Source organism: Mycobacteriales bacterium (genome assembly GCA_035550055.1).
Taxonomy (GTDB): domain Bacteria; phylum Actinomycetota; class Actinomycetes; order JAFAQI01; family JAFAQI01; genus DASZTV01.
Map to the genome: position 1 here is coordinate 81,207 of DASZRO010000031.1, position 24,634 is coordinate 105,840.

19 protein-coding genes and 1 pseudogene are annotated in these 24,634 nt (G+C 71.3%); 8 read left to right on the top strand and 12 right to left on the bottom strand.

Annotation, left to right across the window (positions count from 1 at the left end; genetic code table 11):
- The first annotated feature begins 7 nt into the window (after nucleotides 1-7).
- From VG899_05420 to VG899_05440, 5 genes are all read left to right on the top strand, one after another.
- A complete protein-coding gene (locus VG899_05420) occupies nucleotides 8-2,257 on the top strand; it encodes a DUF6351 family protein (GenBank protein ID HWA65793.1) in 2,250 nt (749 codons plus the stop codon).
- A gap of 41 nt (nucleotides 2,258-2,298) precedes the next feature.
- Nucleotides 2,299-3,303, top strand: coding sequence for an ATP-binding protein (locus VG899_05425; protein ID HWA65794.1), 1,005 nt, complete (start codon nucleotides 2,299-2,301; stop codon nucleotides 3,301-3,303).
- On the top strand, nucleotides 3,300-4,961 hold the full coding sequence (locus VG899_05430) for a PP2C family protein-serine/threonine phosphatase (GenBank protein ID HWA65795.1): 1,662 nt from the start codon (nucleotides 3,300-3,302) through the stop codon (nucleotides 4,959-4,961). The genes VG899_05425 and VG899_05430 overlap by 4 nt, the downstream gene beginning before the upstream one ends.
- A 77-nt stretch (nucleotides 4,962-5,038) precedes the next feature.
- On the top strand, nucleotides 5,039-5,812 hold the full coding sequence (locus VG899_05435) for a hypothetical protein (GenBank protein HWA65796.1): 774 nt from the start codon (nucleotides 5,039-5,041) through the stop codon (nucleotides 5,810-5,812).
- Between the two features lie 33 nt (nucleotides 5,813-5,845).
- Nucleotides 5,846-8,347, top strand: a complete 2,502-nt coding sequence (locus VG899_05440) for a hypothetical protein (protein ID HWA65797.1) — start codon at nucleotides 5,846-5,848, stop codon at nucleotides 8,345-8,347.
- On the opposite strand, the gene VG899_05445 is transcribed toward VG899_05440, so the two are convergent.
- Nucleotides 8,328-8,834, bottom strand: a complete 507-nt coding sequence (locus VG899_05445; GenBank protein HWA65798.1) for an OsmC family protein — start codon at nucleotides 8,832-8,834, stop codon at nucleotides 8,328-8,330. The genes VG899_05440 and VG899_05445 overlap by 20 nt on opposite strands.
- Nucleotides 8,835-8,838: 4 nt before the next feature.
- Nucleotides 8,839-9,111, bottom strand: coding sequence for a DUF4242 domain-containing protein (locus VG899_05450; protein HWA65799.1), 273 nt, complete (start codon nucleotides 9,109-9,111; stop codon nucleotides 8,839-8,841).
- Nucleotides 9,112-9,224: 113 nt separating this feature from the next.
- On the opposite strand from VG899_05450, the gene VG899_05455 reads away from it, so the two are divergent.
- Both VG899_05455 and VG899_05460 read left to right on the top strand, forming a co-directional pair.
- Nucleotides 9,225-9,839 carry a helix-turn-helix domain-containing protein gene (locus tag VG899_05455; protein HWA65800.1) on the top strand — a complete coding sequence of 205 codons (615 nt, stop codon included), beginning with the start codon at nucleotides 9,225-9,227 and terminating at the stop codon, nucleotides 9,837-9,839.
- A 117-nt stretch (nucleotides 9,840-9,956) separates the two neighbouring features.
- Nucleotides 9,957-11,186 carry a phosphodiester glycosidase family protein gene (locus VG899_05460; GenBank protein HWA65801.1) on the top strand — a complete coding sequence of 410 codons (1,230 nt, stop codon included), beginning with the start codon at nucleotides 9,957-9,959 and terminating at the stop codon, nucleotides 11,184-11,186.
- On the opposite strand, the gene VG899_05465 is transcribed toward VG899_05460, so the two are convergent.
- Complete coding sequence (locus VG899_05465; protein ID HWA65802.1) at nucleotides 11,161-12,234, bottom strand: DNA adenine methylase; 1,074 nt, start codon at nucleotides 12,232-12,234, stop codon at nucleotides 11,161-11,163. The genes VG899_05460 and VG899_05465 overlap by 26 nt on opposite strands.
- A gap of 84 nt (nucleotides 12,235-12,318) precedes the next feature.
- Here VG899_05465 and VG899_05470 point away from each other — a divergent pair, with 84 nt between their 5' ends.
- Entirely contained in the window at nucleotides 12,319-14,040 is a 1,722-nt protein-coding gene (locus VG899_05470) for a PQQ-binding-like beta-propeller repeat protein (GenBank protein ID HWA65803.1), read from the top strand.
- A gap of 17 nt (nucleotides 14,041-14,057) precedes the next feature.
- On the opposite strand, the gene fabI is transcribed toward VG899_05470, so the two are convergent.
- The 9 genes and pseudogenes from fabI to VG899_05515 form a co-directional block, all read right to left on the bottom strand.
- Complete coding sequence (gene fabI, locus VG899_05475) at nucleotides 14,058-14,828, bottom strand: enoyl-ACP reductase FabI (protein ID HWA65804.1); 771 nt, start codon at nucleotides 14,826-14,828, stop codon at nucleotides 14,058-14,060.
- Nucleotides 14,828-15,544, bottom strand: a complete 717-nt coding sequence (gene fabG, locus VG899_05480) for a 3-oxoacyl-ACP reductase FabG (GenBank protein ID HWA65805.1) — start codon at nucleotides 15,542-15,544, stop codon at nucleotides 14,828-14,830. Before fabG ends, fabI begins: the two co-directional genes overlap by 1 nt.
- Nucleotides 15,541-16,827, bottom strand: a pseudogene (locus VG899_05485) (carboxyl transferase domain-containing protein). The gene fabG and the pseudogene VG899_05485 overlap by 4 nt, the downstream one beginning before the upstream one ends.
- Nucleotides 16,828-16,958: 131 nt before the next feature.
- A complete protein-coding gene (locus tag VG899_05490; GenBank protein ID HWA65806.1) occupies nucleotides 16,959-18,200 on the bottom strand; it encodes a beta-ketoacyl-ACP synthase II in 1,242 nt (413 codons plus the stop codon).
- Nucleotides 18,197-18,442, bottom strand: coding sequence for an acyl carrier protein (locus VG899_05495; protein ID HWA65807.1), 246 nt, complete (start codon nucleotides 18,440-18,442; stop codon nucleotides 18,197-18,199). Before VG899_05495 ends, VG899_05490 begins: the two co-directional genes overlap by 4 nt.
- Nucleotides 18,443-18,482: 40 nt before the next feature.
- Nucleotides 18,483-19,436 (bottom strand): beta-ketoacyl-ACP synthase 3, encoded by a 954-nt coding sequence (locus tag VG899_05500; protein ID HWA65808.1) that lies wholly within the window; start codon nucleotides 19,434-19,436, stop codon nucleotides 18,483-18,485.
- Nucleotides 19,433-20,512, bottom strand: a complete 1,080-nt coding sequence (locus VG899_05505; GenBank protein HWA65809.1) for an acyltransferase domain-containing protein — start codon at nucleotides 20,510-20,512, stop codon at nucleotides 19,433-19,435. The genes VG899_05500 and VG899_05505 overlap by 4 nt, the downstream gene beginning before the upstream one ends.
- Before the next feature lie 79 nt (nucleotides 20,513-20,591).
- Complete coding sequence (locus tag VG899_05510; protein ID HWA65810.1) at nucleotides 20,592-21,761, bottom strand: helix-turn-helix domain-containing protein; 1,170 nt, start codon at nucleotides 21,759-21,761, stop codon at nucleotides 20,592-20,594.
- A gap of 79 nt (nucleotides 21,762-21,840) precedes the next feature.
- Nucleotides 21,841-24,597: an Ig-like domain-containing protein gene (locus tag VG899_05515; protein HWA65811.1), complete on the bottom strand. Its 2,757-nt coding sequence runs from the start codon at nucleotides 24,595-24,597 to the stop codon at nucleotides 21,841-21,843.
- Nucleotides 24,598-24,634: the final 37 nt, after the last annotated feature.

Consider the following 24,634-nt stretch of genomic DNA (forward strand, 5'->3'; position numbering starts at 1 on the left):
CTTCCGCGTGAAGCTTGTGCTGGTCGTCGGTTGCCTGGTCGCCGTCGCCACGCCCGCGGTCGCCCCAGCGACGCCCTTGTCGGGCCCGGCAGCGCCTCGGATCCTCGTCCTGTCGAGCAGACCCGCGTGGGTGTCCGGGCCGGATGCGCTCGTCGCCGTAGTGGTACCGACCTCCGCAGAGCTCGCCCACCTCACGGTGCGCCTCGACGGCAGCAGTGTCGGTGACGAGTTGCGCACCGGGCGGCTCGGCGCGCTGCTCGCCGGCCTTCCCGACCCGCAACACCTCGGCCTGTCCCGGTCCGACCACGCGCTGATCGGCCTGGTGAGCCTGCGGGCCGGCGACCACACGTTGACGGCGTCGGTCCCGGGCCTCCCGCCAGTCACGCGGTCGTTGACCGACTATCCGGACAGCGGTCCGATGTTCGCGGGCCCACAGGTCACGCCGTGGATCTGCAACGACGGCTCGACATCCGCCGACTGCGCGATGCCCGCCACGTACCGCTACTACTACCTGCCCCTGACGGCCGCCGGCGCCGGCAACCAGCCGACCGTGGCCTCGCCACCTTCGTCCGACCAGTTCCTGCCCTACGACGTGGCCCATCCTCCGCTGGCGGCAACGGTCGCACGGACGACGACCGACGAGGGCGTCTCGGTGCCCTTCGTCGTACGGGTCGAGACGGGAGTGATCGACCGCGACACCTACCAGGTCGCGGTGCTGGCGGCACCTGGCCGCTCGACGGCACCCTGGCACGCGTTTGCGGCGTGGGACCACAAGCTCGACATCGAGGTCGGGGGCGACTGCCGCCCTTGGCACGACCAGGCGGCCGGGTTGCCGGTCTTCGACGCGCACGCGCTGGCGCGGGGTTACGCCGTGGCGACCGGTGGCCTCGAGACGCTCGGTGACAGCTGCAATCCGGTCGTCGCTGCCGAGGCCATCGCGATGCTCGAAACGCACATCGTCGACGAGTACGGGTTGATCCGCTACACGATCGGCGAAGGATGCTCCGGCGGTTCGATCGTGCTCAACGCGGTGGCGTCGAACTACCCGGGGTTGGTGAACGGACTGCTGCTGATGTGCAGCTTCCCTGACGTCTGGCAGGTGGCACAGCAGGCCGAGGACTGCCATCTCCTCGATCGCGTCTTCGACCAGCACCCACTGCAGTGGTCGACGATCGCGCAGGACGACGTCACGGGCTTCCTGTCGCCGACGACGTGTCGCGGCTTCTTCGACGGACCGCAAGGAAGCGTCTCGGCACGAGTTCCGGACTACGCACAGTCGCTGTTCGACCCCGCGGTCGCTGCCGACTGCACCGCTGAGCACGACCCCGGGTGGGTCTACGACGCGTCGACCAACCCCGCCGGCACGCGATGCACCTTGCAGGACTACCAGGTCGCGATCTGGGGCCGGCGGCCGCGTGCCGTGTGGTCAGCCGCCGAGCGACGGATCGGCCACGGGTTCGCGAACCGGCCGTTCGACAACGTCGGGGTGCAGTACGGCCTCGAAGCACTCGACCGCCACCAGATCTCCATCACCCAGTTCCTCTCCCTCAACCGGGAGGTCGGTGGGCTGGACATCGACTGGAACCACACCCGCTCACGCAGCGTCGCCGACCACCACGCGCTGGTCGTCGCCTACCGCACGGGTCAGGTCCTCGACCCGCACGCCGAGTCTCGGGTGCCGATCTTCGACATCCGCGGACACGACAACGAGGAGATTCACCTCGACATCGACAGCTACGTCGAGCGCGCGCGGCTGCAGGCGGCGACCGGGAGTCACCGCAACGAGGTGCTCTGGTTCGATCTGGGCGAGTACGCGGTCGACCCCACCATCACGGCGCGCGCCTTCGACCGTCTCGACGCGTGGCTCGGCGCGGTGGAGCGTGACGAATCCGGACGCACCCTGCGCGCCAAGGTCGCCGCGGACCGCCCGGCCGGCGTCGTCGACGAGTGCTGGCTGGCCGAACGACCCGTCACTTCCGGTGCCGAGTGCCGCCGGCTGTTCGTCCACGGCACCGATCCCCGGATCGCCGCCGGCGGGCCGCTGCAGGACAACGTGCTGAAGTGCCGTTTGATCGCACCGCGACGGGCCGACTACGCGGTGCGCTTCTCGAAGGCGCAGTGGAGGCAACTGCGGGCGATCTTCCCGGGCGGCGTCTGCAACGACCAGGTTCCAGGGGTCGGCGCACGGGCCTCGATGACCTGGCCGACGTTCGGAGGTGCCCGGCTGGCCCGCAACGACACTGCTCCATCCGGCTGAATCAGTGCTTAGGTGAGGCGTGCGGTGGGCATGGGGAGCCAGTGACGCGGGCGGAGCTCTTGGTGCCCGCGGGCGCCAACGGGGTCAGAACCGCGCGCCGGATGACCGCCGAGACGTTGCGCAAGCTCCCCGACGATCTCCTCGCCGACGCTGAGATCGTGGTCACCGAGCTCGTCACCAACGCCGTCCTGCACGGTGCGCCACCGATCGTGCTGCGAGTCAGCGGTCGCCGGGAACGCGTGCGGATCGAGGTCGTCGACTGCGGCCGCAACGTCCCGTTGCGGCTCCACCGCGGCGTCGACGGCATGACGGGGCGAGGCATCGCCGTCGTCGAAGCGCTGTCGAACACGTGGGGTGTCGAGCCTTCCGGCACCGGCAAGGTCGTCTTCGCCGAGCTCGGCCGCCCTCGACGGCGGCCGACCCGCAACAGCGCTCGTGGCAACCCCGACGCCTTGCGCGCCGCGTGGTCGGCGGAAGACGCCGTCCGCAGGTACGAGGTCCAGCTCGGTTTCGTGCCGACCGCTCTGCTGGTCGCCGCCAAGGCGCACATCGACAACATCGTCCGGGAGCTCGCCCTGATCCGGGCCGGCGCCGACGGGGAGCTCGGCCTGCCGTCGAAGACGGTCGACCTGCTGTTGCGCGCCACTGAAGACTTCGGCGAGGCGCGCAACGAGATCAAGCGCCAAGCCGTCGACGCGGCCCGTCGTGGGGATGCCTTCACCGATCTCACCCTCCACCTGCCGCTGTCGGCGGCCAACGCCGGGTTGCGCTACCTCATGGCGCTCGACGAGGCCGACCGCCAGGCGCGAGCCGCGCGGCTGCTCACCGTGGCGGCACCGCCGTCGCATCGCGTCTTCCGCGAGTGGTACGTCCGGGGTCTCGCCGACCAGCTGGTCGCGGCCAGTCATCACCAGGCGCGGCCCCCGCTGCAGCCGTTCTCCCTCGCACTTGCGATCGAGTTCGACCGGATCGGGGGTGCTCCGGGCGCGACCGCCGAAGGCGCCGACGAGGTGTACTTCCGGCACGTCGACGGTGGCCACGAATGACCGGCCGCAGCTGGGCCCGGCTCAGCGCGCTCGTGCTCGCGCTCGTGCTGGCGCTCACCGCGTTCGGGACCTGGGCGGTGCGAGACGTCGTCCACAGCCAGGAGAAGCAGCTGTTGCGGGAACGCGGCAACGAGGTCGGCTTGGTGTTGAAAGAGGCCGTCGACTCACTGTCGAGCGAGCTCCGCACGGTCGGAGGCGTGCTGCAGGCGACGGACAGCTCGCCGGCGGCGTTTCGGCGGGCGAGCGCTGCGCTCGTCGCCGCCTCGCACGGCAAGGACAGCATCGCGTTGTTCCAACGCTCGCCCGCCGGCTTCCGGGCGAGACTGGTCGACGGCCAGGCGTTCACCGTCGGCCAGCAGCCCAGCGGCTCGCTCACCGACGTGCTGAGCCGCGCGGCAACGGTGGGCGCCGTCATCCCGACCGCGGTCATGGGTGCCGGGGCCGACCGCACCCTCGGCTTCGCACTCGGCCCGCCGGCCACCTCGCAGGCGACCGTCCTCTACCTGCAGCTGCCACTCGGGCCGCTCGGGCCGCCACGCGAAGCAGACACCGCACCGTTCCACGAGCTTCATGTCGTGCTGTACGGCAGTCCCACTCCGATTGCGTCTCAGGCTCTGGTGGCCACCACCGACGAGTTCCCGCTTCGCGGCGACGTACGCACGGTCGAAGTCCCCGCCGGCGCGGCGACCTGGTCGCTGCAGGTCAGCGCGGTGCACCCGCTGGTCGGCGGTGCCGCCGCCAACGCGCAGTGGCTGACCCTCGGCGCCGGCATCGCGCTCGCCGTGCTGCTCGCACTCGTCGTGGAGATCGAGAGCCGGCGGCGGCGTAGCGCGCTCGCGCTGTACCGCAACGAGCACGAGCTCGCCGAGGCGCTGCAACGCAGCCTGCTGCCCGAGCTACCGGCCGTTGCCGGCCTCGAGCTCGCCGCCCGCTACCTGCCGGGATCCTCGGGCCAGCAGGTCGGTGGCAACTGGTACGACGTGTTCGAGCTCGACGGCGGCTACGTGGGCCTGGTCATCGGCGACGTGCTCGGCCACGACATCGAGGCGGCGGTGCTGATGTCGCGGGTGCAGACCGCACTGCGTGCTCACGCGCTCGTCGGCGAGGAACCGGCGGCCGTTCTCGACCGGCTGGACCAGCTCGTCAAGTCGTTGCAGACCGACCGGCTCGTCACCGTCTTCTACGGCCTGCTCGCCCCGCCGGACGCCGCCGGCAACCGGAGCCTCACCTTCGCCAACGCCGGGCATCCGCCGCCGCTGTTGCACGACGCTCGCACCGGCACCCGCGAGATCGACGAGGCCGACTCGATCCTGCTGGGCGTTCCGGTGACGACATCCGACGCCCGAGCCCAGCAGACCATCACCGTCGGCCCCGACGCCACGCTGGTCTTCTACACCGACGGCTTGGTCGAGATCCCGGGCCAGTCGCTCACCGACCTGATCGCCAACCTGCGCAGCACCGTCACCGCCGAGGTACCGAACGCGACGGCGGAACAGGTCTGCGAACGGCTGGTGGCGCGGATCCATCCGGCGGCGCGCCGCGACGACGTAGCCCTACTTGTCGTCCAGCTTCCTTCCGCCACACTGTCGGGGTGCTCGCGCTCCGACGAGTCTTCGCAGCCGCAACTTTTGCAGCCTGCTGCACCCTCTCCGGGATAGATGCTGCGGTCGCGACGACACCGACGCCTCAGGCAGGCTTCTGGTGGGTCGCCGAGCCCGTCGCCGGACTGATCCCAGTGCCCGGCGTTCCCGCCGGTGGGCTCTACGTGGCGTCGGCGCCCACCGGTGCGCAAGCCGAGTCGGCGATCCGGATCGCGCTGCCCGCCGGCGCCGAGACCGTGCGCCTGACGCTGCACGTCGCGGCACTGAACCGGATCAACGCACCGGTCGTCGTCGGCTATCCCGCAACCGGGGACTGGCCGACCGGCGGCCCGCAACCCTGGACGGCCCGCCCGGCGTACCGGAGCAACGCGGCGCCCGCGGTCGGGATCTTCGCCCCCGGGAACAAGACGATGACGATCACCTTCCCGGCCAGCGAAGCGACCGCCGGCATCGTCCTCGTCCCGGGGTCGAGCCAGATGTTGGCGCCGACGTTCACGGTCTCTTTCGCGCCGCCTACGTCGGCTGACGTGGCGGTGCGCGGCGCAACGAGGCCCGGCTCACCGCGGCCGACCACCGCCCCGCAAACGCATCGCCCGACGACCTCGCCGGCCGCCAACAACCGGCCGTCGCACTCGCCGTCGCCGTCGCGGTCGTCCTCGGCCAGGCCGGCAAGAACCTCGCGGCCCCGGCCACGACCGACGGCGTCGACGACAAGCCCGCAGCGCGCCAGCACGAGTCCCAGCAGCCCGGCGCGCCCCGCGCCGTCCCGGCCGCCGACGGCGGTCGCCGCCGACCACACCGGCTCCAGCCACGACGGCCGTGACGTTGCGATTGCCGTGAGCGTCGCGGTCGTCGTGGCAGCCGCCGCGATGTCGCTGCTGTTGCGCCGGCGGCACCCCCGCGGGTGAAGGAGCGCACGGCCGCGCAGCGAATCAGAACCGGTGCACACGTCTGCCCGGTTCTCCGCCGTGGTCGTCGGGGTGATCGCCGTCGTCGTGCCGGCGTCGGCGTCACGTCACCACCCCGCTCCGCGCCTCGCTGACCGTCCGCGCGCGATCGCGACCGTGGACGTGTCCTCGTTTGCGACCCAGCCGGTCGTCCTCACCGGAGCGGACTTCCCCACCTGGTCGAGCGGTCCGGAGGTGACGGCCCGGGTGCCGCAGCTGCCCAACTACTACGGTGTCGCCAACACCCAGTCGTGGCTGCCGAAGCAGCTGCGCAGCGCCTGCTACCAGCCACACCCGAAGCCGGACGTGAACGGGTATGTCGACCCCGACCACGACGACCACAACTGTTTCCAGCCCAGCCAGCTCCCGATCCGCACCCTGCTGCCCGGCGTCGCGACGGCCAGCCTGCGGGGCTACGCGTGGAACGGAAAGCGGTTCGTCCAGATCCCGTTCCAGGTCGACCCGATGTGGACGCACTACATCTCGAACAACGCGTCCGGCTTCGCGGTGTACTCGGGCACGGACCAGTTCCTGACCTACTCCTTCGACCACGAGCCGTTCCTCGACACGACGAACGCGGCGCTGCCGGCGGACTGCGACCCGGGCAAGGACGCGGCGACACCGGGCTGCATCCCGCCGGGCCCGCATCAGCTCGCGCAGGCCGGCATCGTCTGCCGGGCGAAACCGGCCAACGGATTGCCGGACCCCACCCCCGACCCCAATCGCGGGTTGATCGACACCGACCAGCTCGCGTTCATGGCGCGTGACGCGGCAGCAGCCGCGCCGCGCGACGCCCGGCTGCCGACCGGCATCGTCTCGGCCAACCAGGTCGCCGTCGTCGACCCGGGCACCGGCCAGACCCGCTACGCCTACGTGATGGAGTCCGCGACCGGCGCCCACGGCCACCGCTGGGCGGTGCCGATGCGCTACACCGCGAAGAACTCGCCGTACGTCCGCTACACGCCCGACCCGGACGCGGACACGATGGTCTACTCGCAGAGCTCGTACGGCGACTACGGCAACGCGCCGTACGGGCCTGTGTGCACGCCCGACGGACAAGCGGTCATCGGGCAGGGCTTCCGCTACAACAGCCGCCACGACGTCGTCCTCGACCCCAAGACCTACGTCCAGCGGCGCACCCTCGACAACGCGACGGTGACCACGCCGCGCTACCGATTCCGCTACGACGGGCGGTGGCTGATGGACGACCTGCAGGTGTCGAAAGACGACCGCGGCTTCACCAAGGGTGACTACGGCCCGAGCCTGATCGACCGCTTCAAGGCGCGTGCGTTCCAGCAGTCGCCGGCCGGGCAGACGCCGTGCTGCGGGTACGAGGACGAGCAGAACAACTGGGGTGGCTCGTCGATGACGATGGGGATCAGGGTCGGCCCGGTTCGCGACATCCGGGTGACGTGGGGCTCGGACTCCGGCACGAACGTCACGCGGACCGACATCTTCTACCCGTACTCGATCGTCCACGACTACGGCATGCGGGTGCATCCGATCCCGCCGCTGGACGGCATCTACACCCAGTGGGACATGGCGGCCGGGGAGATCACCCGCTACTACAACCCGTACAACCCCAAGGGTGTGCCGGTCGAAGGCATCAACCCGGTGCTCTACGGCGACATCAACGCCCACATCGGCCCGGACGGCATCTCCGAGTCGAGCAACGACGAGCTGGGCCGGATCGAGAAGTCCCTCACCGGGGGCAAGCCGCTGACGATCGGCAACCCGAACGACGCGAAATGCACCTCCGACGCGTGCGTCTACGGGTCGTTCAACCTGCCCGACGTGACGTTTTCCGGAGTGGTCCCGGAGGCACTGTCGTGGGAGGAGATGACGGGTCCCGCCGGCACGATGGTCGAGAAGTGGGGGCTGTCCCAGAACCAGCCGCTGTCCCCGGGTGACGTGCAGGGCCTGCTCGTCGCGCAGCCGTACTACGTCGACGACTCGTGCTTCGACGACGGGACGGGTGACAACCCCGGCCCGCATGTGGCGTTGCGCAGCCCGGACGAGCCCACGACCTGGGGCTTCGCCGACATCGACGGCAAGCCCGTGGCACAGACCCCGGCGCCGGCGACCGAGCATCGTTATCACGGTGTCGTCCACGACGACGGCGCCACGTATCGCGGCGATGAGGTCTACCAGCGGCGGTGCTGGAACCACACGCGTTCCGGCGCGCCGTACAACATCCCGGGCACGGCGACCTTCGACGCCTCGAAGCCGGTCCAGCGGCCCGATCCCGCCCCCGACCCGAGCTTCGGCCCGCAAGGCGACGTGCGCTATCTGCAAGGAGACGTCGCGACGCACGGGCTGCACATGCTCGTCGTCGCCGAAAGCGACAACGCGGAGCTCACCGTCCCCGTCGACGAGATCGACGCCGAGGACAACCAGCTGATCCTTCCGCCAGGAGTCGGCAACGTCGGCGACGCCGCCTCACGTGCCTACCTGCTGCCGATCACCACAGCCGTCGTCACCCCGTGGATCGGCTGATCGTGAGCTCCGGCGGTGACGCGAGGGTCTGGTAGACGACGCAGTAGCGGCGGGTCGTCTCGATCAACGCGTCGAGGTCCTCCGCAGGCGCCTGCGAGGTCAGGTCGAACGACAGGCGTACCGCACTGAAGCCGACCGGCGCTTCGCGGTCGACGCCGAGGGTCCCGCGGAAGTCGAGATCACCCTCGGCGCGCACGCTTCCCGCCACCGCTATCCCGCGCGCCGTCGCCACCGCGCGCAGCGTCACGCCGGCACATGCGACGAGCGCCTGCAAAAGCATGTCGCCGGAACACGCGAGGGAGCCGTCGCCTCCGGTCGCGGGATGCAGCCCGGCGGCGACGAGTGCCCGCCCGGTGCTGACCGAGCAGGCCACCTCGTCGTCGCTGAGCGAGCCGGATGCGTGAAGCGTCACTACCGCGGCCTCGGGCTGGTCCCGATACCGGTCCTTGAGCGGAAGCTGTGCCTCACGCAGTCCGGCGGCGTCCACGGTCTCAGTCGCCGGTCGACGGATCGATGACCGCGGAGATCTTGCTCACGCTGTCGGCCGGGAAGCCGCCGCAGCGGGCGTGCTCGTAGATGATGTCGGTGTCGGGGGCGTGGTAGACGCAGTAGATCTTGTCGTCGGTGACGTAGCTGTGCAGCCAGTGGATTTCCGGTCCCAGCGTCGCGAGCACCTTGTTCGACTTCTCGCTGATGCCCCTGAGCTCCTCGGCCGAGAGCTTGCCCGCACCCGGTAGTGGTCGCTCGATCACGAACTTCGGCATTACCCCTCCTCTTGTGGACGCCGTGTTACCGTACCAACGGTATGTAAGTCACATACTGTCGGTATGTAGTTACACATACCGCCAGTATGGATGTCAAGAGCTCGAGGGGTGCAGTGTCGAAACGGGCGTCCAACCGTGCGGCGCAGGCGACCGAGACCCGCGGCGCGCTGCTCAACGCCGCCCGTGAGCTGTTCGGCGGCCAGGGGTACGCCGCGACCTCGATCGAGGAGATCGTCGATCGCGCCGGCGTGACGAAGGGTGCGCTCTACCACCACTTCGCGGACAAGGAAGCGCTGTTCCAAGCCGTGTTCGAGCAGGTCCAGCTCGAGGTCTCGGACGCAGCCGTTGCGGAGTTCAACCAACCCGACTCCTGGGACGCGCTGGTCGCGGGATGCCTGCTGTGGGTCGACGCGCACGAGGATCCGGCGGTTCGCCAGATCGCGCTGATCGACGCCAGGGTCGTCCTCGGCTGGCAGACCGCACGGGAGATCGAGACCAGGTTCAGCACCGTTGCGCTGCGTGGTGCGCTGCGCAAGGCGATGCACGCCGAGGTCGTCGTGCGGCAGCCGCTGCGTCCGCTCTCGGCGATGCTCATCGGTGCGCTGAGCGAGGCCTGCCTGTACGTCGCGAGCGCGGACGACGGCGCCGCAGCGCGCGACGAGGTCGCAGAGCTGATCGTCTTGCTGCTGTCCGGATTGCGGGCAAATGCGATGGCCGAGGTCGGCTGAGGACTCGTCGTACCTGCTCCACATATGCGGCATTCGTCCGTCTGCCATCCGAGTGAAATCGTTGGCGTTGTTGATCTTCTCCGACATCGGAGGTTTGCCGCTGTCGATAGACAGGTCGTGAACGCCCAGCCTCGCCCCCATCGCTCGCCGCTGCGGTTCGCCGCGCCCGCAGCCGTCGTCGCACTCGGCGCCGGCCTCGGGCTCGCGCCGAGCGCCCACGCCTCACCCGCGCTGGGGGCGTGGTCGTGCCCGCAGGCCGAGGCGCTGGTCGCCGGCACGACCTGGCACACCCACAAGCTCGCCCCCGGGGTGACGTTGACCGAGGGCAACCGGACCGACGACCACGGCCGGGGTCTGGTGAAGATGCACGTTCTGACCGTCGACATCGGGCAGCGCGGCGTGTCCTTCGTCCCGCTGGTCCACTCGGTTGCCAACCGGCAGCCGCTGAGCCGGCTGGCCGCCGGGCATCCTCACCTGGTGGCGGCGGTCAACACCGGCTACTTCGACTTCAACACCGGTGCGCCGACCCAGCCGCTGATCGTCGACGGCACGCCGCTGGTCATGTCCAGCCGGTTCATGCGGGTGCTCGGCTTCAACGCCGAAGGCAAGGTGCAGTACGGCAGGGTCCGGCTCGACGCGAAGCTGTACGACGGCCAGCAGTCCTACGGAATCGACGGGCTCAACGACGTGTCGGACGGCGGCCTGCAGGCCTACAGCCCGGCATGGGGTGCCCGCGCGGTCCCGTCGAGCTGGGCGTCGGACGCGCGTTCCGTGGTCGGCGACGTCCTCGGCGCGAACGCGGCCCGCTCGGCCCGGGTTCCCAGCGACGGGTTCGAGCTCGAAGCTGACGGCGGCTCCGCGTCGAGCTGGCTCGCCCGCCTCACCTCGGGCTCGACTGCCGGCATCGCGGCCAAGGTGCGCCAGACGACCAAGCGGCCGTTCGTGCAGGCGTACGGAGTCGGCGCGGAGGTCGTGAAGCACAAGGGCCAGACCCGCAACGGGCTGGCCTGCGACACCGCCAACACCACCACGCCGGCCCGGACCGCGTTCGGGATCGCCGACCACGGCAAGGTGTTCGTGATCGCCGAGGCCGAAGACCACCCCGGCACCGACGTACACGGCCTGGACGCGAACGAGATGTCCGGGCTGATGGCCCAGCTCGGCGTCGACCGGGCATGGGACGTCGACGGCTCCGGCTCGACGGAGCTGCTCGCCAAGCTTCCCTCGCAGCACAGCCTCGAGCTCCGGACCTACCCCGCCGACGGCGAGGAGCGGCCGATGCCGGTCGGCCTCGGGATCGCCTATGTGGCGCCCAGACACGTCAAGCCGGTCGGGCGTCACCACTAGCGCGGCAGACCTCCATCGCGGCGGCGACCTTGGCCGCCGGGCCCGCCACGATCAGGTGCTCGACGTTGCGCAAGTGCGAGACCTCACCGACCTTGCGCCCGCGCGGGTCGTGGATGCCGATCTGCGCGCCGACGTAGCGCTTGCTGTCGAAACCCGCGGTCCCGACCTCGTCGTGGCCGGCCTCCGTGAGCCACCGCGCGATCTCCTCCGGGGTCACCCACGACTCGTCGTTGTGCGAGACGACGACCACCTCCGCGGAAAGCCGCATGATGACGTCGCGCAGCGCGCCCGGCATCTTGCGGCGACTGTTGAAGACGCTCTTCGTCGCCGCGTCACGGCTGTCCGCCCGTTTGCACGCGACGCCGTAATGGGCCGGGGCGTCCCAGCGGACGAGGGTCTCCCAGACGTGGTAGTTCGTGAAGTAGCGGTGCTGGTTGTACGGCGGGTCCACGTACGCGAGGTCGTAGCGCGGCAGCCCGTCGAGCAGCACCGACACGTCACCGCGGATCGCCGAGCCGCGGCCCGCGATGAGCTCGGGCGGTTTCAGCTCGAGGTCGCGGTGGGCGCGCGGCGCCCATCGCTTGAGGTAGGCCATCTGGACGCCGGTCGTCGAGTCGACGCGGTCGGCGGCAAGCATCAGCGCCGTCAGCAGGATCGGGAACAACGGGGTGCCGGCGTACGACGCTTCCAGCTCGTCGCGGATCGCGTCGACCCGTTCGCCGTTCTTCGGCTGGAAGTAGCGCGCCGCCTCGCAGAAGGTCTCGGTGAAGTAGCCGCGACGGCCGGGCAGCCGGCCGAGCTCGTCGAGCACCCCGGCCAGGTGCGCCTCGTCCACCTGCGACCGGTCGGTCGCGATGAAGCACTGGGCGAGGATCTCCGAGTACGTCGCGACGTCGACCGCGGTCACCTCGAGGCCGCGCCGCTTGAGCTCCTGGGCGACCCGGGTGGTGCCGGTGAACAAGTCGACGGCGCTGCGTGCGCCGACCGCCGCGGCGATCGCTCCGAGCACCGGGACCAGCGTCCGCTTCGAGCCGAGGTACTTGATCACGTAGCTGCAGAGTATGCGGTAGGTGAGGGACGGTCCCGCGTCGAACTTCCACCCGGGGCGGTGTGGTGACCACGAGGGGTTCTGATGAGACGACGCGGCGTTGCGCTGTGGGTGACGACTGCCGCGCTGACCATGACCGGCTCGGTCGCGGCCTTCGGCGTGGACGCCGGCGCGGGGCGGGCAGTGACCGGCGGTCACGTCTCGGCCGGCTGCGCGAGCACTGACTGGCGGCAGTACGGCTACAACCCGGACCACAGCTTCGCGGTGCCGGCCGGCTGCTCACCCATCTCGTCGAAGAACGTCGCGACGCTGATCCCGAGGTGGTTCTTCCACACCAAGGACTCGGTGACCGCCTCCCCTGCCGTGGTCGGCGACAGCGTGTACGTCGGGGACTGGGACGGCAAGTTCTACTCACTCGACGCAAAGACCGGCAAGGAGCAGTGGGTCTTCGACATCCGCCTCGCCGACCCGGTCGCGTTCGGCCAGATCGTGTCGAGCGCCGCGGTCGAGCCGTTCCCGGTCGGTGACACCGGCAAGACCCAGGAGGTCGTGGTCTTCGGGGGCGGCTCCACGGTCTGGGCGCTGGCTGCCGACACCGGCAAGCTGCTCGCCTCGATCGACCTGGATCCGCGCAAGGCGAAGCTGCGCAAGCAGCAGCAAGCCTCGGCCAACCCGCCGGTCGTGGAGATCGAGTCCTCGCCCGCTGTGGCGGACGTCAAGGTCGGTGACACCGTGCAGCGGCGGGTGTATGTCGGTCTCGACGTACACAACGACAGCGGGGTGGGGCGCACCGGGATCGTGGCGCTGCGGCTCCTCGCGAACGCCGACGGCCACTGGTCGTTCGACCCGCTGTGGAAGAACGACGCCGAGACCGACCGCACCTACTACGGCCGGGCGGGCCTGACCGCCGGGTCCGGACAGGGTCAAGGTTGCGGCGACGTGTGGTCCTCGCCCGCCGTCGACGGCGCCGCGGACCTGCTGGTCTATGGCGTCGGCAACTGCGACCACCCGCCGAACGCGATGGCGCACCACCAGAACTGGGCCGAGTCGCTGATGGCCGTCAACGCCGCCACCGGCAGGTTCCTGTGGCGGTACTCGCCCTCGGAGCACCACGGGTCCAAGTCCGCCGACATCAAGGCGGCCTATCTCGACGACGACTTCGGTTCGTCGGCGAACATCTACCGCAACGACCGCGGCCAGCTCGTCGCCGGTGACGGGTCGAAGGGGTCGGTCTACTACGCGCGAGCGGCGCGGACCGGCGCGAGCCTGTGGCAGACCGCCGACGGCTCCCCCGGCAACCTGTCCGAGGACTTCGCGGTCGGCGGCTTCATCGGCTCGCTCGCGGTGGCCTCGAACGCCAGTGGCGAAGCGACGCAGATCGTCGGCGGCACCGCGATCCCGATCCCGCTGGCGAAGGACGGCGGCAACCTGCTCGGCGCCCTCGAAGACATCCACAGCTTCGACGCCAACACCGGCAAGGTGCTCTGGAGCGACCGGCTGGTCGCCCCGACGTACGGCTCGACCTCGATCGTCAACGACATCGCGCTGCTGCCGATGACCGTCGCGAGCTCCGTGGTCGCGGTCGACCTGAAGACCGGCCTGCCGCTGTGGGTCGGTCCGGTGCTCGGGCCGCCGTCATCCACGGCCGTCGTGAGCGGCTCGTCGGTCTACCTCGGCACCGGCACGAACGAGACCGACCTCGAGTACAAGGCGCTCAACCTCGCCATCCCGCCGTCGCTGGAACGAACCATCGGGCAGTCACCGCTCTCGCCGCTGTCCGGCGTACAAGCCTTCCAGCTCCTCTGAAGGTCGTGACGGGGACGTCAGGCGCCGACCGCGTGGACTCCGCCGTCGACGTGGACCACGGATCCGGTGGTGGCCGGGAACAGGTCGGAGAGCAGGGCGACGCAGGCCAGCGCCGCGGGGCGGGCGTCGTCGACGTCCCAGCCCAGCGGCGCCCGCTCCTTCCACACCTGCTCGAAGCCGTCGAAGCCGGGGATCGACTTGGCCGCCATCGTGCGCAGCGGCCCGGCCGCGACGAGGTTGACCCGGACTCCGTGCGGCCCGAGATCACGGGCGAGATAGCGGGCCGCCGACTCCAGGCCCGCCTTGGCGACGCCCATCCAGTCGTACGCCGGCCAGGCGCGGGTCGCGTCGAAGTCCAGCCCGACGACCGAGGCGCCGGTGGTCAGCAGCGGTCGCACGGCGCGCACCAAGGACACCAACGAGTACGTCGAGATCTGCAAAGCCTGCGAGACCTCCTGCCAGCTCGTCTGCAGGTAGTTGCCGCCCAACGCCGCCGCGGGGGCGAAGCCGATCGCGTGCAGCACGCCGTCGAGCCGATCGGCGTGAGCGCGCACCGCGTCGGTGAGCCCATCGAGCTCGGCGTCGTCGGTCACGTCGAGCGGGACCACCGGCGCCGGCACCGGCAGCCGCTTGGCGATCCGCTCGGTCAGCGAGCGGCTGCGCCCGGCACCGGTCAGCACGACCGAGGCGCCCTCCCGCTGGGCGGCCTCCGCGACCCGGAAGGCGATCGAGGCCTCCGTGAGGACGCCGGTCACCAGGATCGTCTTGCCGTCGAGCAATGCCGTCATCAGTGCCCCATCCCCAGCCCACCGTCCACCGGGACCACCGCTCCGGTGAGGTACGACGCCTCGTCGCCGACGAGGAACGCCGCGACCGATGCGATCTCCGCGACGGACGCGGCGCGTCCCAGCGGCGTACGCGCAACGATGTCCGCACGCTGGGCATCCGACAGCGATGCCGTCATCGCGGTCTCGACCAGACCAGGGGCCAGGACGTTCGAGGTGATGCCCCGCCCGGCGTACTCACGGGCCAGCGAGCGCGCCAACCCGATCAGGCCGGCCTTCGCCGCGGCGTAGTTGGCCTGGCCCGCCGAGCCGAGCAGCCCGACCACGCTGCCGACGAACAGCAGCCGGCCGTGGCGCGCCTTGGCCATTGCGGGCAGCACCGATCTCGCACACGCCCAGGCGCCTGCGAGATCGGTCTCGATCACGTCGTCCCAGTCGCGGTCGGCCATCCGCAATGCCAGGCCGTCGCGCGTGATGCCCGCGGCGTAGACGAGCACCTCGACCGCGCCTTGCGCCTCACTGACCGCCGCCACCGCCTCGGCGACCGAGTCGCGATCCGTCACGTCACACTTGACGCAGTGCAGATCCGCGGGCGCGGACGAGGCGTGATGCGTCACCGCGACCCGATGGCCCGCCGCAGCCAGCCGCTGCGCGATGCCGAGCCCGATCCCCTGGTTGCCGCCCGTGACCAGCACGGACCGCGACGTCACCGCGGTCACAGCGGGATGTTGGTGTGGCCGCCACCGCGACGAGGCTCGGCGGCGAGTGCGCGGCTGACGACGCTACGCGTCCGGTCAGGATCGATGACCTCGTCGACCAACCCGAGCGAGACCGCGCGCGCGACCCCGCCCGACGTGACCTCGTGCTCCGCGGCGAGCGCGCGTTCGAGGTCGGCCCGCTCCGCTTCGGGCGCCGCGGCGATCGTGCGGCGATGGAGCACCCGTACGGCGGCGACGGCACCCATCACTGCAACCTCGGCATCGGGCCAGGCGAACACCCGCGTCGCACCGAGCGAACGCGAGTTCATCGCGATGTAGGCCCCGCCGTAGGCCTTGCGGGTGACGACGGTGACCCGCGGCACGCTCGCCTCGGCGAACGCGTGCAGCAGCTTCGCGCCGCGGCGTACGACGCCCTCCCATTCCTGCGCAACCCCCGGCAGGTAGCCCGGGACGTCGACGAGCACCACCAGCGGTACGCCGAACGAGTCGCACATCCGGACGAAGCGCGCGGCCTTCTCCGCGCTTGTGGAGTCCAGGCACCCGCCCAGCCGCAACGGGTTGTTGGCGAGCACCCCGACCGGCGCTGCGCCTAGCCGGCCCAGCGTGGTCACCATGTTCGGCGCCCACTTCGCGTGCAGCTCGATGCCCGGCTCGTCGAGCAGCTGGTCGACGAGCGGGTGCACGTCGTAGGCCCGCCGCGGCGAGTCGGGCAGCAACGCGGCCATCGGCCGATCCGCAACCTCGCCCACCGTGGCGCCCCGGTCGCCGAGCACGGTGACGACCCGCCGCGCCGCATCGAACGCGGCAGCGTCCGAGTCGGTGACCACATGGACCACACCGCTACGGCGGCCGTGCGGCTCAGGTCCGCCGAGCCGCGCCATGTCGACGTCCTCGCCGGTCACGCTGCGCACCACGTCCGGACCGGTCACGAAGACCCGGCCAGCAGGGCCGAGCACCACGACGTCGGTCAGCGCCGGTCCATAGGCGGCGCCGCCGGCGGCCGGTCCGAGCACGACCGAGACCTGCGGCACCCGTCCGGACGCGTCCGTCATGGCCGCGAATACCTTGCCGACGCCGTCCAGGGACGCCACACCTTCGGCGAGCCGCGCGCCGCCGGAGTGCCAGATCCCGACGATCGGCGCCTGGCGGTCGAGCGCGGTGCGGTACGCCGAGACGATGACGTCACAACCGTCGGCGCCGAGCGCACCGCCCTGGATCGTGGGGTCGGTCGCGAACGCAACCGCGCGGCGACCGCCGATCGTGCCCACCGCCGCAAAGACCCCGCAGGTCTGGTCGCCGCGAGCCAGCGGCTCGCAGTCACCGAGCAGGGCGCTCAGCCTCGCGCGCGGATCGCGCGCCGGATCCACCTCGCGCGGGATGACCGTCCGGAGCCGGTCGACGTCGGTCAGTGTCATCAGCTCTCCGTGAAGACGAGGGCGACGTCGTGGCCGCCGAACCCGAAGGAGTTGGACAGCGCCGCGCCGCCCGCGACGAGCGGCCGCGGCGACATGCGCACCAGGTCGAGCCGGATCGCGTCGTCAGGGTCGTCGAGGTTGGCGGTCGCCGGGACGACCCGGTCGCGCAGGCTCAGACAGGTGATGGCCGCTTCCAGCGCCCCCGCTGCTCCGAGCAGGTGGCCGGTGCCGGACTTCGTCGAGGTCACGGCGATGCGGTCGGCGTGATCACCGAACGCCCGACGGATGGCCGCCGCCTCCGCGACGTCCCCGGCCGGCGTCGAGGTGGCGTGCGCGTTGATGTGCGTCACGTCGGTCGCGGCCAGCCCGGCGTCGGCGACCGCGGCGGTGATCGCAGCGGCGGCGCCGCGCCCTTCCGGTTCGGGTGCGGCGACGTGGTGGGCGTCGTTCGCCATGCCCGCGCCGGCGAGCACGGCGTACGCCGAGGCGCCGCGGGCCTGCGCATGTTCGGCGGACTCGAGCACGACTACGGCGGCGCCCTCTCCGAGTACGAAACCGTCACGTTGCTTGTCGAAGGGCCGGGACGCGGCCTTCGGCTCGTCGTGGCGCGCCGACAGCGCGCGCATCGCGGCGAACGCGGCCAGAGGCAGCGGGTGGATCGCCGCCTCCGCCCCACCGCAGACGACGACGTCAGCGCGCCCGTCGCGGATCATCGCCAGGCCGTACGCGATCGCCTCGGCGCCGGAGGCGCACGCGGACACCGGCGAGTGCGCTCCGGCCCGGGCGGACAGCTCGAGGGCGAGCGTGGCGGCCGGTCCGTTGGGCATGATCATCGGCACCGTGAACGGCGACACCCTGCGGGCGCCGTTGGCCCGCAGCACGTCGTACTGGTCCAGCAGCGTGGTGACACCACCGATGCCGCTCGACACGACGACCGCGAGCCGCTCCGGCTCGACGTCAGGGGCTCCCGCGTCGCGCCACGCTTCGAGGCCCGCAAGGAGCGCGAACTGCTGGCTGCGGTCGAGGCTGCGCATCCGCGGCGCGGGAAGCAGGTCCGCCGGCTGACACGCGGCCCGCGCCGCGATGCGGACCGGCAGGTCGGCCGCCCACTCGTCTGTCAGCAGCGAGGCACCGGACTGGCCGTCGAGCAGCGCGCGCCACGTCGAGGGCATGTCACCGCCCAACGGGGTCGTCGCACCGAGCCCCGTCACCACGACAGAGCGAGTGGGCGTCCGGGTCACGCGGGGACGCCCGCCTTGCCGAGGAACGCCACGACGTCGTCCACGGTCTCGAGCTTCGCCAGCTCGGCGTCGGGGATGGAGACCCCGAACTTGTCCTCGGCCATGGTGGCGATCTCCACCATCGACAGCGAGTCGATGTCGAGGTCCTCACGGAAGGACACGCCGGGTACGACGCGGGCGGCCGGGATTCCGGTCGCTTCTTGCACGATCTCGCCGAGGTCGGCGATCAGCTGGTCGGACATGGGTTCTCCTTCGGTTGGTCGGCTTGATGGGGTCTGCGGATCAGGGCACTTCGACGACGAGACCGGCCCAGGTCAGGCCCGCCCCGAACGCCAAGGTCATGGCGAGATCGCCTGACGCCACACGGCCTTCACGGCGCAGTCGCGCCAACGCCAGCGGGACGGACGCGGCCGAGGTGTTGCCGGTGTCGACGACGTCGGTCGCCACGACCGCGTCAGGAGCGTCGAGCGACGCGGCGATCGCGTTGACGATGCGCAGGTTCGCCTGGTGCAGCACGATCGCGGCGAGCTCGTCGGGCACGACGCCCGCGACCGCGCACACCTCACGTGCCGTGCGTCGCAGCGAGGTGGTCGCCCACCGGAACACCGCCGGCCCGTCGAGGCGTACGTGCCCCGCCGCGGTCATGCCGATCAGCTCTGCGGCGCTGCCGTCGCTGCCACTGACCAGCGGTCCGATCCCGGGCTGGTCCGCCGGCCCGACCACCACCGCGCCGGCACCGTCGCCGAACAGGATCGCGGACGAGCGGTCGGTCCAGTCGACCAGGTCGGACAGTCGCTCCGCGCCGGCCACGACCACGTAGTCGGCACCGCCGGTGCGGACCGCGTTGGACGCGGCGGCGAGGGCGTAGCAGAAGCCGGCACAGGCGCCGTTGACGTCGTAGGCCCCCGCGCCGGTCGCCCCCACCATGTCGGCGACCCGCGGCGCGCCACCCGGAACCGACTGAGGCATGCTGCACGTGGCGAGCACCACTTGACCCACCCGAGCGGGGTCGACTCCGGCATCGGCGAGCGCCTTCGTCGCCGCCGAGGCCGCCATGGACACGACGCTCTCGCCGTCGCCGGCCAGATGCCGTCGCTCGATCCCGGTCCGCTGCCGAATCCACGCGTCGTCGGTGTCGAGGTCCGGCGGCAGGTCGGCGTTGGTCATGACCCGCGATGGCCGGTGCTCCCCCACGCCGAGGATCCGGCTGCCGCGCAACCCGGCGGATGCGATCACGATGCGCTCACCCGGGCCAGCGGTTGCCCGGCGGAGACCGGGTCGCCGTCGGCCACCAGCAGCTCGATGAGAGAGCTCCCCGCCTGCTCGACGACGTCGCAGAGCCGAACCGTTCCCTTCTCCGGCGCGACCAGCAGCCGCCAGCCGGGGGCGGCCGACGGCTGGGTGGTGTGCTGGGCGAGCAGCTCGCGGGCCGCGTCGAGGTCGTCCGGCGAACGCAAGGCGACGGCGTCGATGCTCGGAAGAGCGCGACGGACGAGCGCGGCCAGTGTGCCGGCCGGCGGGAGCTCGATGACCGCGGTCACGCCGAGTGCCGCCATCGTGGCCATGCAGGCGTCCCAGCGCACCGGCAGACACACCTGGTCGACCAGACGGGACAGGACCTGCGCGCCGTCGGCTTGCAGTGTTCCGTCTCGGTTGGACAGCACGGCCCCCGCACCGTCGTGGGCCACGACATCGGCGGCCGCGATCGCCAGCGCGTCGCGAGCCGGCGCCATGAAATCGGTGTGGAAGGCGCCGGCGACCGCAAGCGGCCGCATCCGAGCGCCGGCGGGCGTGGTCCCGCTCAGCCGCTCCAGCGCTTCGAGCCGGCCGGCGGCCACGACCTGCCCGGCGCCGTTGAAGTTGGCCGCGACGCACCCGGCCGCCTCGATCGCGGCGAGCACCGCGGCGGCGTCCCCGCCGAGCACGGCGGCCATGCCGGTCGGGGCCGCTGCGGCGGCCTGCGCCATCGCCCTGCCTCGTACGCCGATCAGCCGCATGGCCGCGGACTCGTCGAGCATCCCGGCGATCGCCGCGGCGGCGAACTCCCCGACGCTGTGACCGGCGAGCACGCAGCTGGCGGGATCGATCGCGAGCTCAGCCGCGGCGGCGATCCCGGCGCCGACGATCAGCGGCTGGGCGATCGCGGTGTCGGCGATGGCATCGTCCGACAGCTCGGTGCCGGCGCTCGCCAGGTCGACCTCTGCGCCGGACGCGAGGGAGTCGAGCCGCGATCGGAACCCTGGCAGCTCCAGCCAGCCAGCCAGGAACCCGTGGCGTTGCGCGCCCTGACCTGGCGCGAGAACGACGAGCATGAGCGCCAGCCTCGACGTGACCGGTCAGTAGGTCAGTCGGGCGTGCCCACAGTGTTGGCTGCTGCGCGTTGTAGGTTTCCTACAAATCCGCGTTGCTGTCGATCCGCCCTAACGTCAGCGCAACCTGCACGACGTGGCGATCACGTCCGGCGGCAAGGTCGTGCCCGCACACTTCCGCGATCCGGCGCAGCCGGTACCGCACCGTGTTGGCGTGCACGAACAGCGAGCGAGCGGCCGCCTCGATCGAGCCGCCCGAGCCGAGGTAGGCGTCCGCCGTGTCGAGCATCGTCTGATCGGCGGCCAGCGGTCGGTAGACGTCGGCGACCAGCCGCCGCGCGGCCCGCAGGTCGCCGGCCAACGCCCGCTCGGGCAGCAGGTCGTCGGCTGCGACCGGTCGGGGAGCATCCGGCAGGCCGGGCACGGCACGCAGCGCCGCGAACACGTCTTGCACCGTGCTGGCGGCCTCCGCAAGGCCCGCGCACACCGGTCCCGTGACGACCGGGCCGTCGGCAAACGCGGGGAGCAGGCCACGGACCACCCGCGCCACGCGTCCCGGTGCGCCGGCCACGACGACCAGGCGGCCCGACTGGACGCCGGTGAGGATCTCGGCGCCGGCTTCCCGGCCGAGCCGCCGGGTGTGGGCCAGCGACCGCTCCGGATCACCGTCAGGCGAGCTTCCCGCCATCAGGAAGACGTGGCTGGGCTCCTGCCAGCCGAGCGCAGACGCACGCGACTGCAACGAGTCGCTGACGTCGCCGCGCACGATCGCGTCGATCACCAGTGCCTCGAGACGGGCGTCCCAGGCGCCTCGCTGTTCGGCGGCCCGGGCATACACCTGAGCCGCCGCGAAGGCGATGTCGCGGGAGTAGCGCAGCACCGCTTCCCGCGCCCACGCCTGCGCCTCCTCCGCCGCGAACTCCTCGACCGCCGCCTCGGTGACGTCGACCGCGATGCGCACCAGCTCGACGGTGTGCTCGAGTTTCACGAGCCGCGCGAGATCACGGGGCGCGACGTCGAACACCGCTGCGGTGATCGCTGCGCCGGCCTCGGGCCGGCGCAGCCAGTCCGCGAAGCCCCGGATGCCCGCCTGGACGAGAAGTCCGACCTGTGTCCGGGGCAGCGGCGGCATCGCGTCGAACCACGGCAGCGTCTCGGCCATCCGTTGCTGGGCTCGCGTGGCGAGCGCCCCGGACTGCCGCTCGACCCGGCGCGCAGTCGCGGCGACCACCGCGGCGCCGGGCCTGTCCACCGGTCGAGCATGTCAGAACACGACAAGGGCGGCCCCGGAAACCCGGGGCCGCCCTGTCGTCGTGCCGACTAGGTCAGGACTACCTGACCCGGATCGTGCGGACCGCGGAGGTCCCCACGGTGGTCCGCGGCGTCCGCGTCACGTTCACGCGGAAGGACAGCCGGTGACCGGACGACTCGACGAACCGCATCGAGGCGTTGCCGCCGGGACCGGTACGGCTGGTGCCGATCCGGTGCCAGACGCCGTGGGTCTTCACGAAGTACCGAACCAGCGCGTTGCGCGCCGCCGGACGGGTGTGCACGTGCACCGTCACCCGGTTGTGGGTGGAGGTGAGCACGACACGCGGCCGCTCGACGAACCGGACCTGCGTGGACGCCGAGCTGGTGGGCTCGTTGCTCTCGCGAATCTGGTCGTTGTTCGTGTCGGCGAAGGCGGCGAAGCTGGTCTTGCCGGCCTTGGTCGGCGAGTAGTGCACCGACGCGTTGCCTGCCGGACCGGTGGTCGCCGAACCGATGGCGACCGCCTTGCCGTTGACCCCGACGTAGAACCGGATGAGCTGGCCCGCCATCGAGGCGCCGGTGGCGTTGGTCGCGTGACCGGTGAGGGTCACGTTGCCGCCGACGGTGCCGTTGACCGGAGCCCGCAGCACGAGACCGCTGGCGCCAGCCGCGGCGACCGTGTAGGAAGCCGTGGCGGAGCAGGTGCCGCCGGTCGTGCTGCACTGGTTGCCACCCGCCGCGATGGAGAACGACAGCGTCCCGGCGCCCGAGTCAGTCGACGCGGTGGTGACGGTGACGCTGGCGGTGCCGTCGGAGGCGGTGATCACCTGGTTGTTGCCGTTGCCGACCGAGCCCGCACCCGTCTGGGTGTAGACCACGTTGACGTTGGCGACCGGGTTGCCGGTCTTGTCGGTGACCGTGGCGGTGAACTTCTGGCTGCCGCCCGCCGCGATGGTCGCGGTGGTCGGGCTGACCGTCACCGTGTAGGCCTGCGCCGGGCTCGGCGAGGCGTAGGTGACGGCGGCGTTGCCGGTCGCCGTACCCGAGGTGGCGGTGACCGTCTGGGCACCGGACTTCGTCGAGGTGACGTACGCCTCCGCGACGCCGGCCTGGTCGGTCGTCGTGCTGTACGACGTGCCGGCGCTGGTCGGGACCGTGCTGGTACCCGCAACCTGGCCGCCGCTGACGGTGAAGGTCACGGGAGCGCCGGCGAGAGCCTCACCGGAGCTGTTCTTGACGATCGCGCACACCTCGGTGGTGGCACCCGAAGCGACGTTGGTGGCGGCGGTGTTACCCGTCGCGCCGCAGGTCGCGTCGGAGACGCCCTTGCCGCTGGTGTCGACCGTCACCGTGCTCGCCGTGGTCGACGCGACGTAGCTGACCGTCGCGCTTCCGGTGATGGAGGCGTTCGCCGAGTCGGTGACCTTGATGGTGTCGGTGTTGCCCGTCGTACCGGAATCGGTGTAGGTGATCGTCCCGTCAGCCGCCGCCGTGCCGGCCTTGAGGTTGCGGCCGTTCACGACGTAGGTGAGGGTCGGCTGCGTCGCGAGCGCGTTACCGAACTGGTCGGTCACCTGCGCCTTGACGGTGACCGTCCCGCCACGGACGACGCTCTGCAGCACCGGCTGAACGCTGACGGCGCTCGCGACGGGGGCAGCCCACGTCGCGGTCGCGTTGCCACCGAACGACTTGCCGATGATGTTCGCGGTCATCGTGACGTTGTCGCCGGCGGCCGGAGTCGGGTCGCTGACGGAGAAGGTCGCCTGACCACTCGCGTTGGTGACGCCGGTGCCCGACGGCAGGCTGGTGCCGGTCACGGTGGTGCCACCCAGCTTGGCCGCGGTCGCCGCGAAGTTCACGGTGACGCCGGACAGCGGGTTGTGGTTGGCGTCTTCGACGGTTGCGGTGAAGGTCTCCGACGTCGCCGACGTCGGAACGGTGCAGCTGGCCGCCTGGGTGTTCTGGTTCGGGGCGGTGTGCTGCGTGCAGGTGAGGGTGCTGTTCGCGGCGACGAACGGCGGGCCCGCATTGAAGACCGCGGAGGCGGTCGTCTGCGGCTCACCGTTGTCCGGACCCTGCGAGTGCGTGGTCCCGTTCGAGTTGTTCACCCAGAACACCAGCGAGTCGGTGCCGGCGTTGCCACCGTTGGTGACCGAGCAGGTCGCCTGGCCGCTCGCGTTGGTCGAACCGCACGACGTGGTGTCGGCGACCTGGTCCGGGTTGGTCGAGCCGGTGGTCTCTTCGAAGACCGGCACGCCCGAGATCGGGTTGTTGTTCGTGTCCTCGGCGGTCACCGTGAACTTCGCGGTGGTGCCGGTCGCCTGCGTCGTCGACGTCGGGCTGGCCACGAGCTTGGTGACGGCGTCAGCCGTGCTGGCGGTCCAGCTCACGTTGTCCTGATCGCTGACCGCGCCGTTGCCGGTCGCGGCGACCTTGACGCTGCCGGTCCCGACCGAGCTCGACGAGACGCCGATGTAGGCCTGGCCGCTGGCGTTGAAGACGCCGGCGAGGGAGTACGTCGTCGTGTAGGGGCCGGTGCCCGTGGTCGTGCCGACCGCGGTGCCCGTGCCGGAGCACGGCGAACTCGGCGTGGCCGCGTTGCTGTAGACCTTGAACGGCGTCGCGCCCGGGTTCGCCGAGGAGGTCTCCGTCACGGTGAACGTGAAGGCCTCGTTCGCCGCGGCGCCGTTGTTGTCTTGGGCCAGGACGCTGTAGGCCTCGCAGTTGCCCGTCGGCACCGTCGTCGGAGAGCCCCCAGCGGGGGTGTCGGGGGTGAGCACGATGTTCGTCGGGATGCCGACGGCTGCGGCGGTGCCGAGGGCGAACGGGGAGGCCAATACGGCCACCGCCGACCCCAGCACCAGCGATGCAGAC

What these genes read in the sequence shown, in the direction of transcription:
- VG899_05430 (HWA65795.1), top strand. Translation starts at nt 3,300, where the DNA reads ATGACCGGCCGCAGCTGGGCCCGGCTCAGCGCGCTCGTGCTCGCGCTC.
- VG899_05470 (HWA65803.1), top strand. Translation starts at nt 12,319, where the DNA reads ATGAGACGACGCGGCGTTGCGCTGTGGGTGACGACTGCCGCGCTGACC.
- VG899_05505 (HWA65809.1), bottom strand. Translation starts at nt 20,512, where the DNA reads ATGCTCGTCGTTCTCGCGCCAGGTCAGGGCGCGCAACGCCACGGGTTC.
- VG899_05495 (HWA65807.1), bottom strand. Translation starts at nt 18,442, where the DNA reads ATGTCCGACCAGCTGATCGCCGACCTCGGCGAGATCGTGCAAGAAGCG.
- VG899_05450 (HWA65799.1), bottom strand. Translation starts at nt 9,111, where the DNA reads ATGCCGAAGTTCGTGATCGAGCGACCACTACCGGGTGCGGGCAAGCTC.
- fabI (HWA65804.1), bottom strand. Translation starts at nt 14,828, where the DNA reads ATGACGGCATTGCTCGACGGCAAGACGATCCTGGTGACCGGCGTCCTC.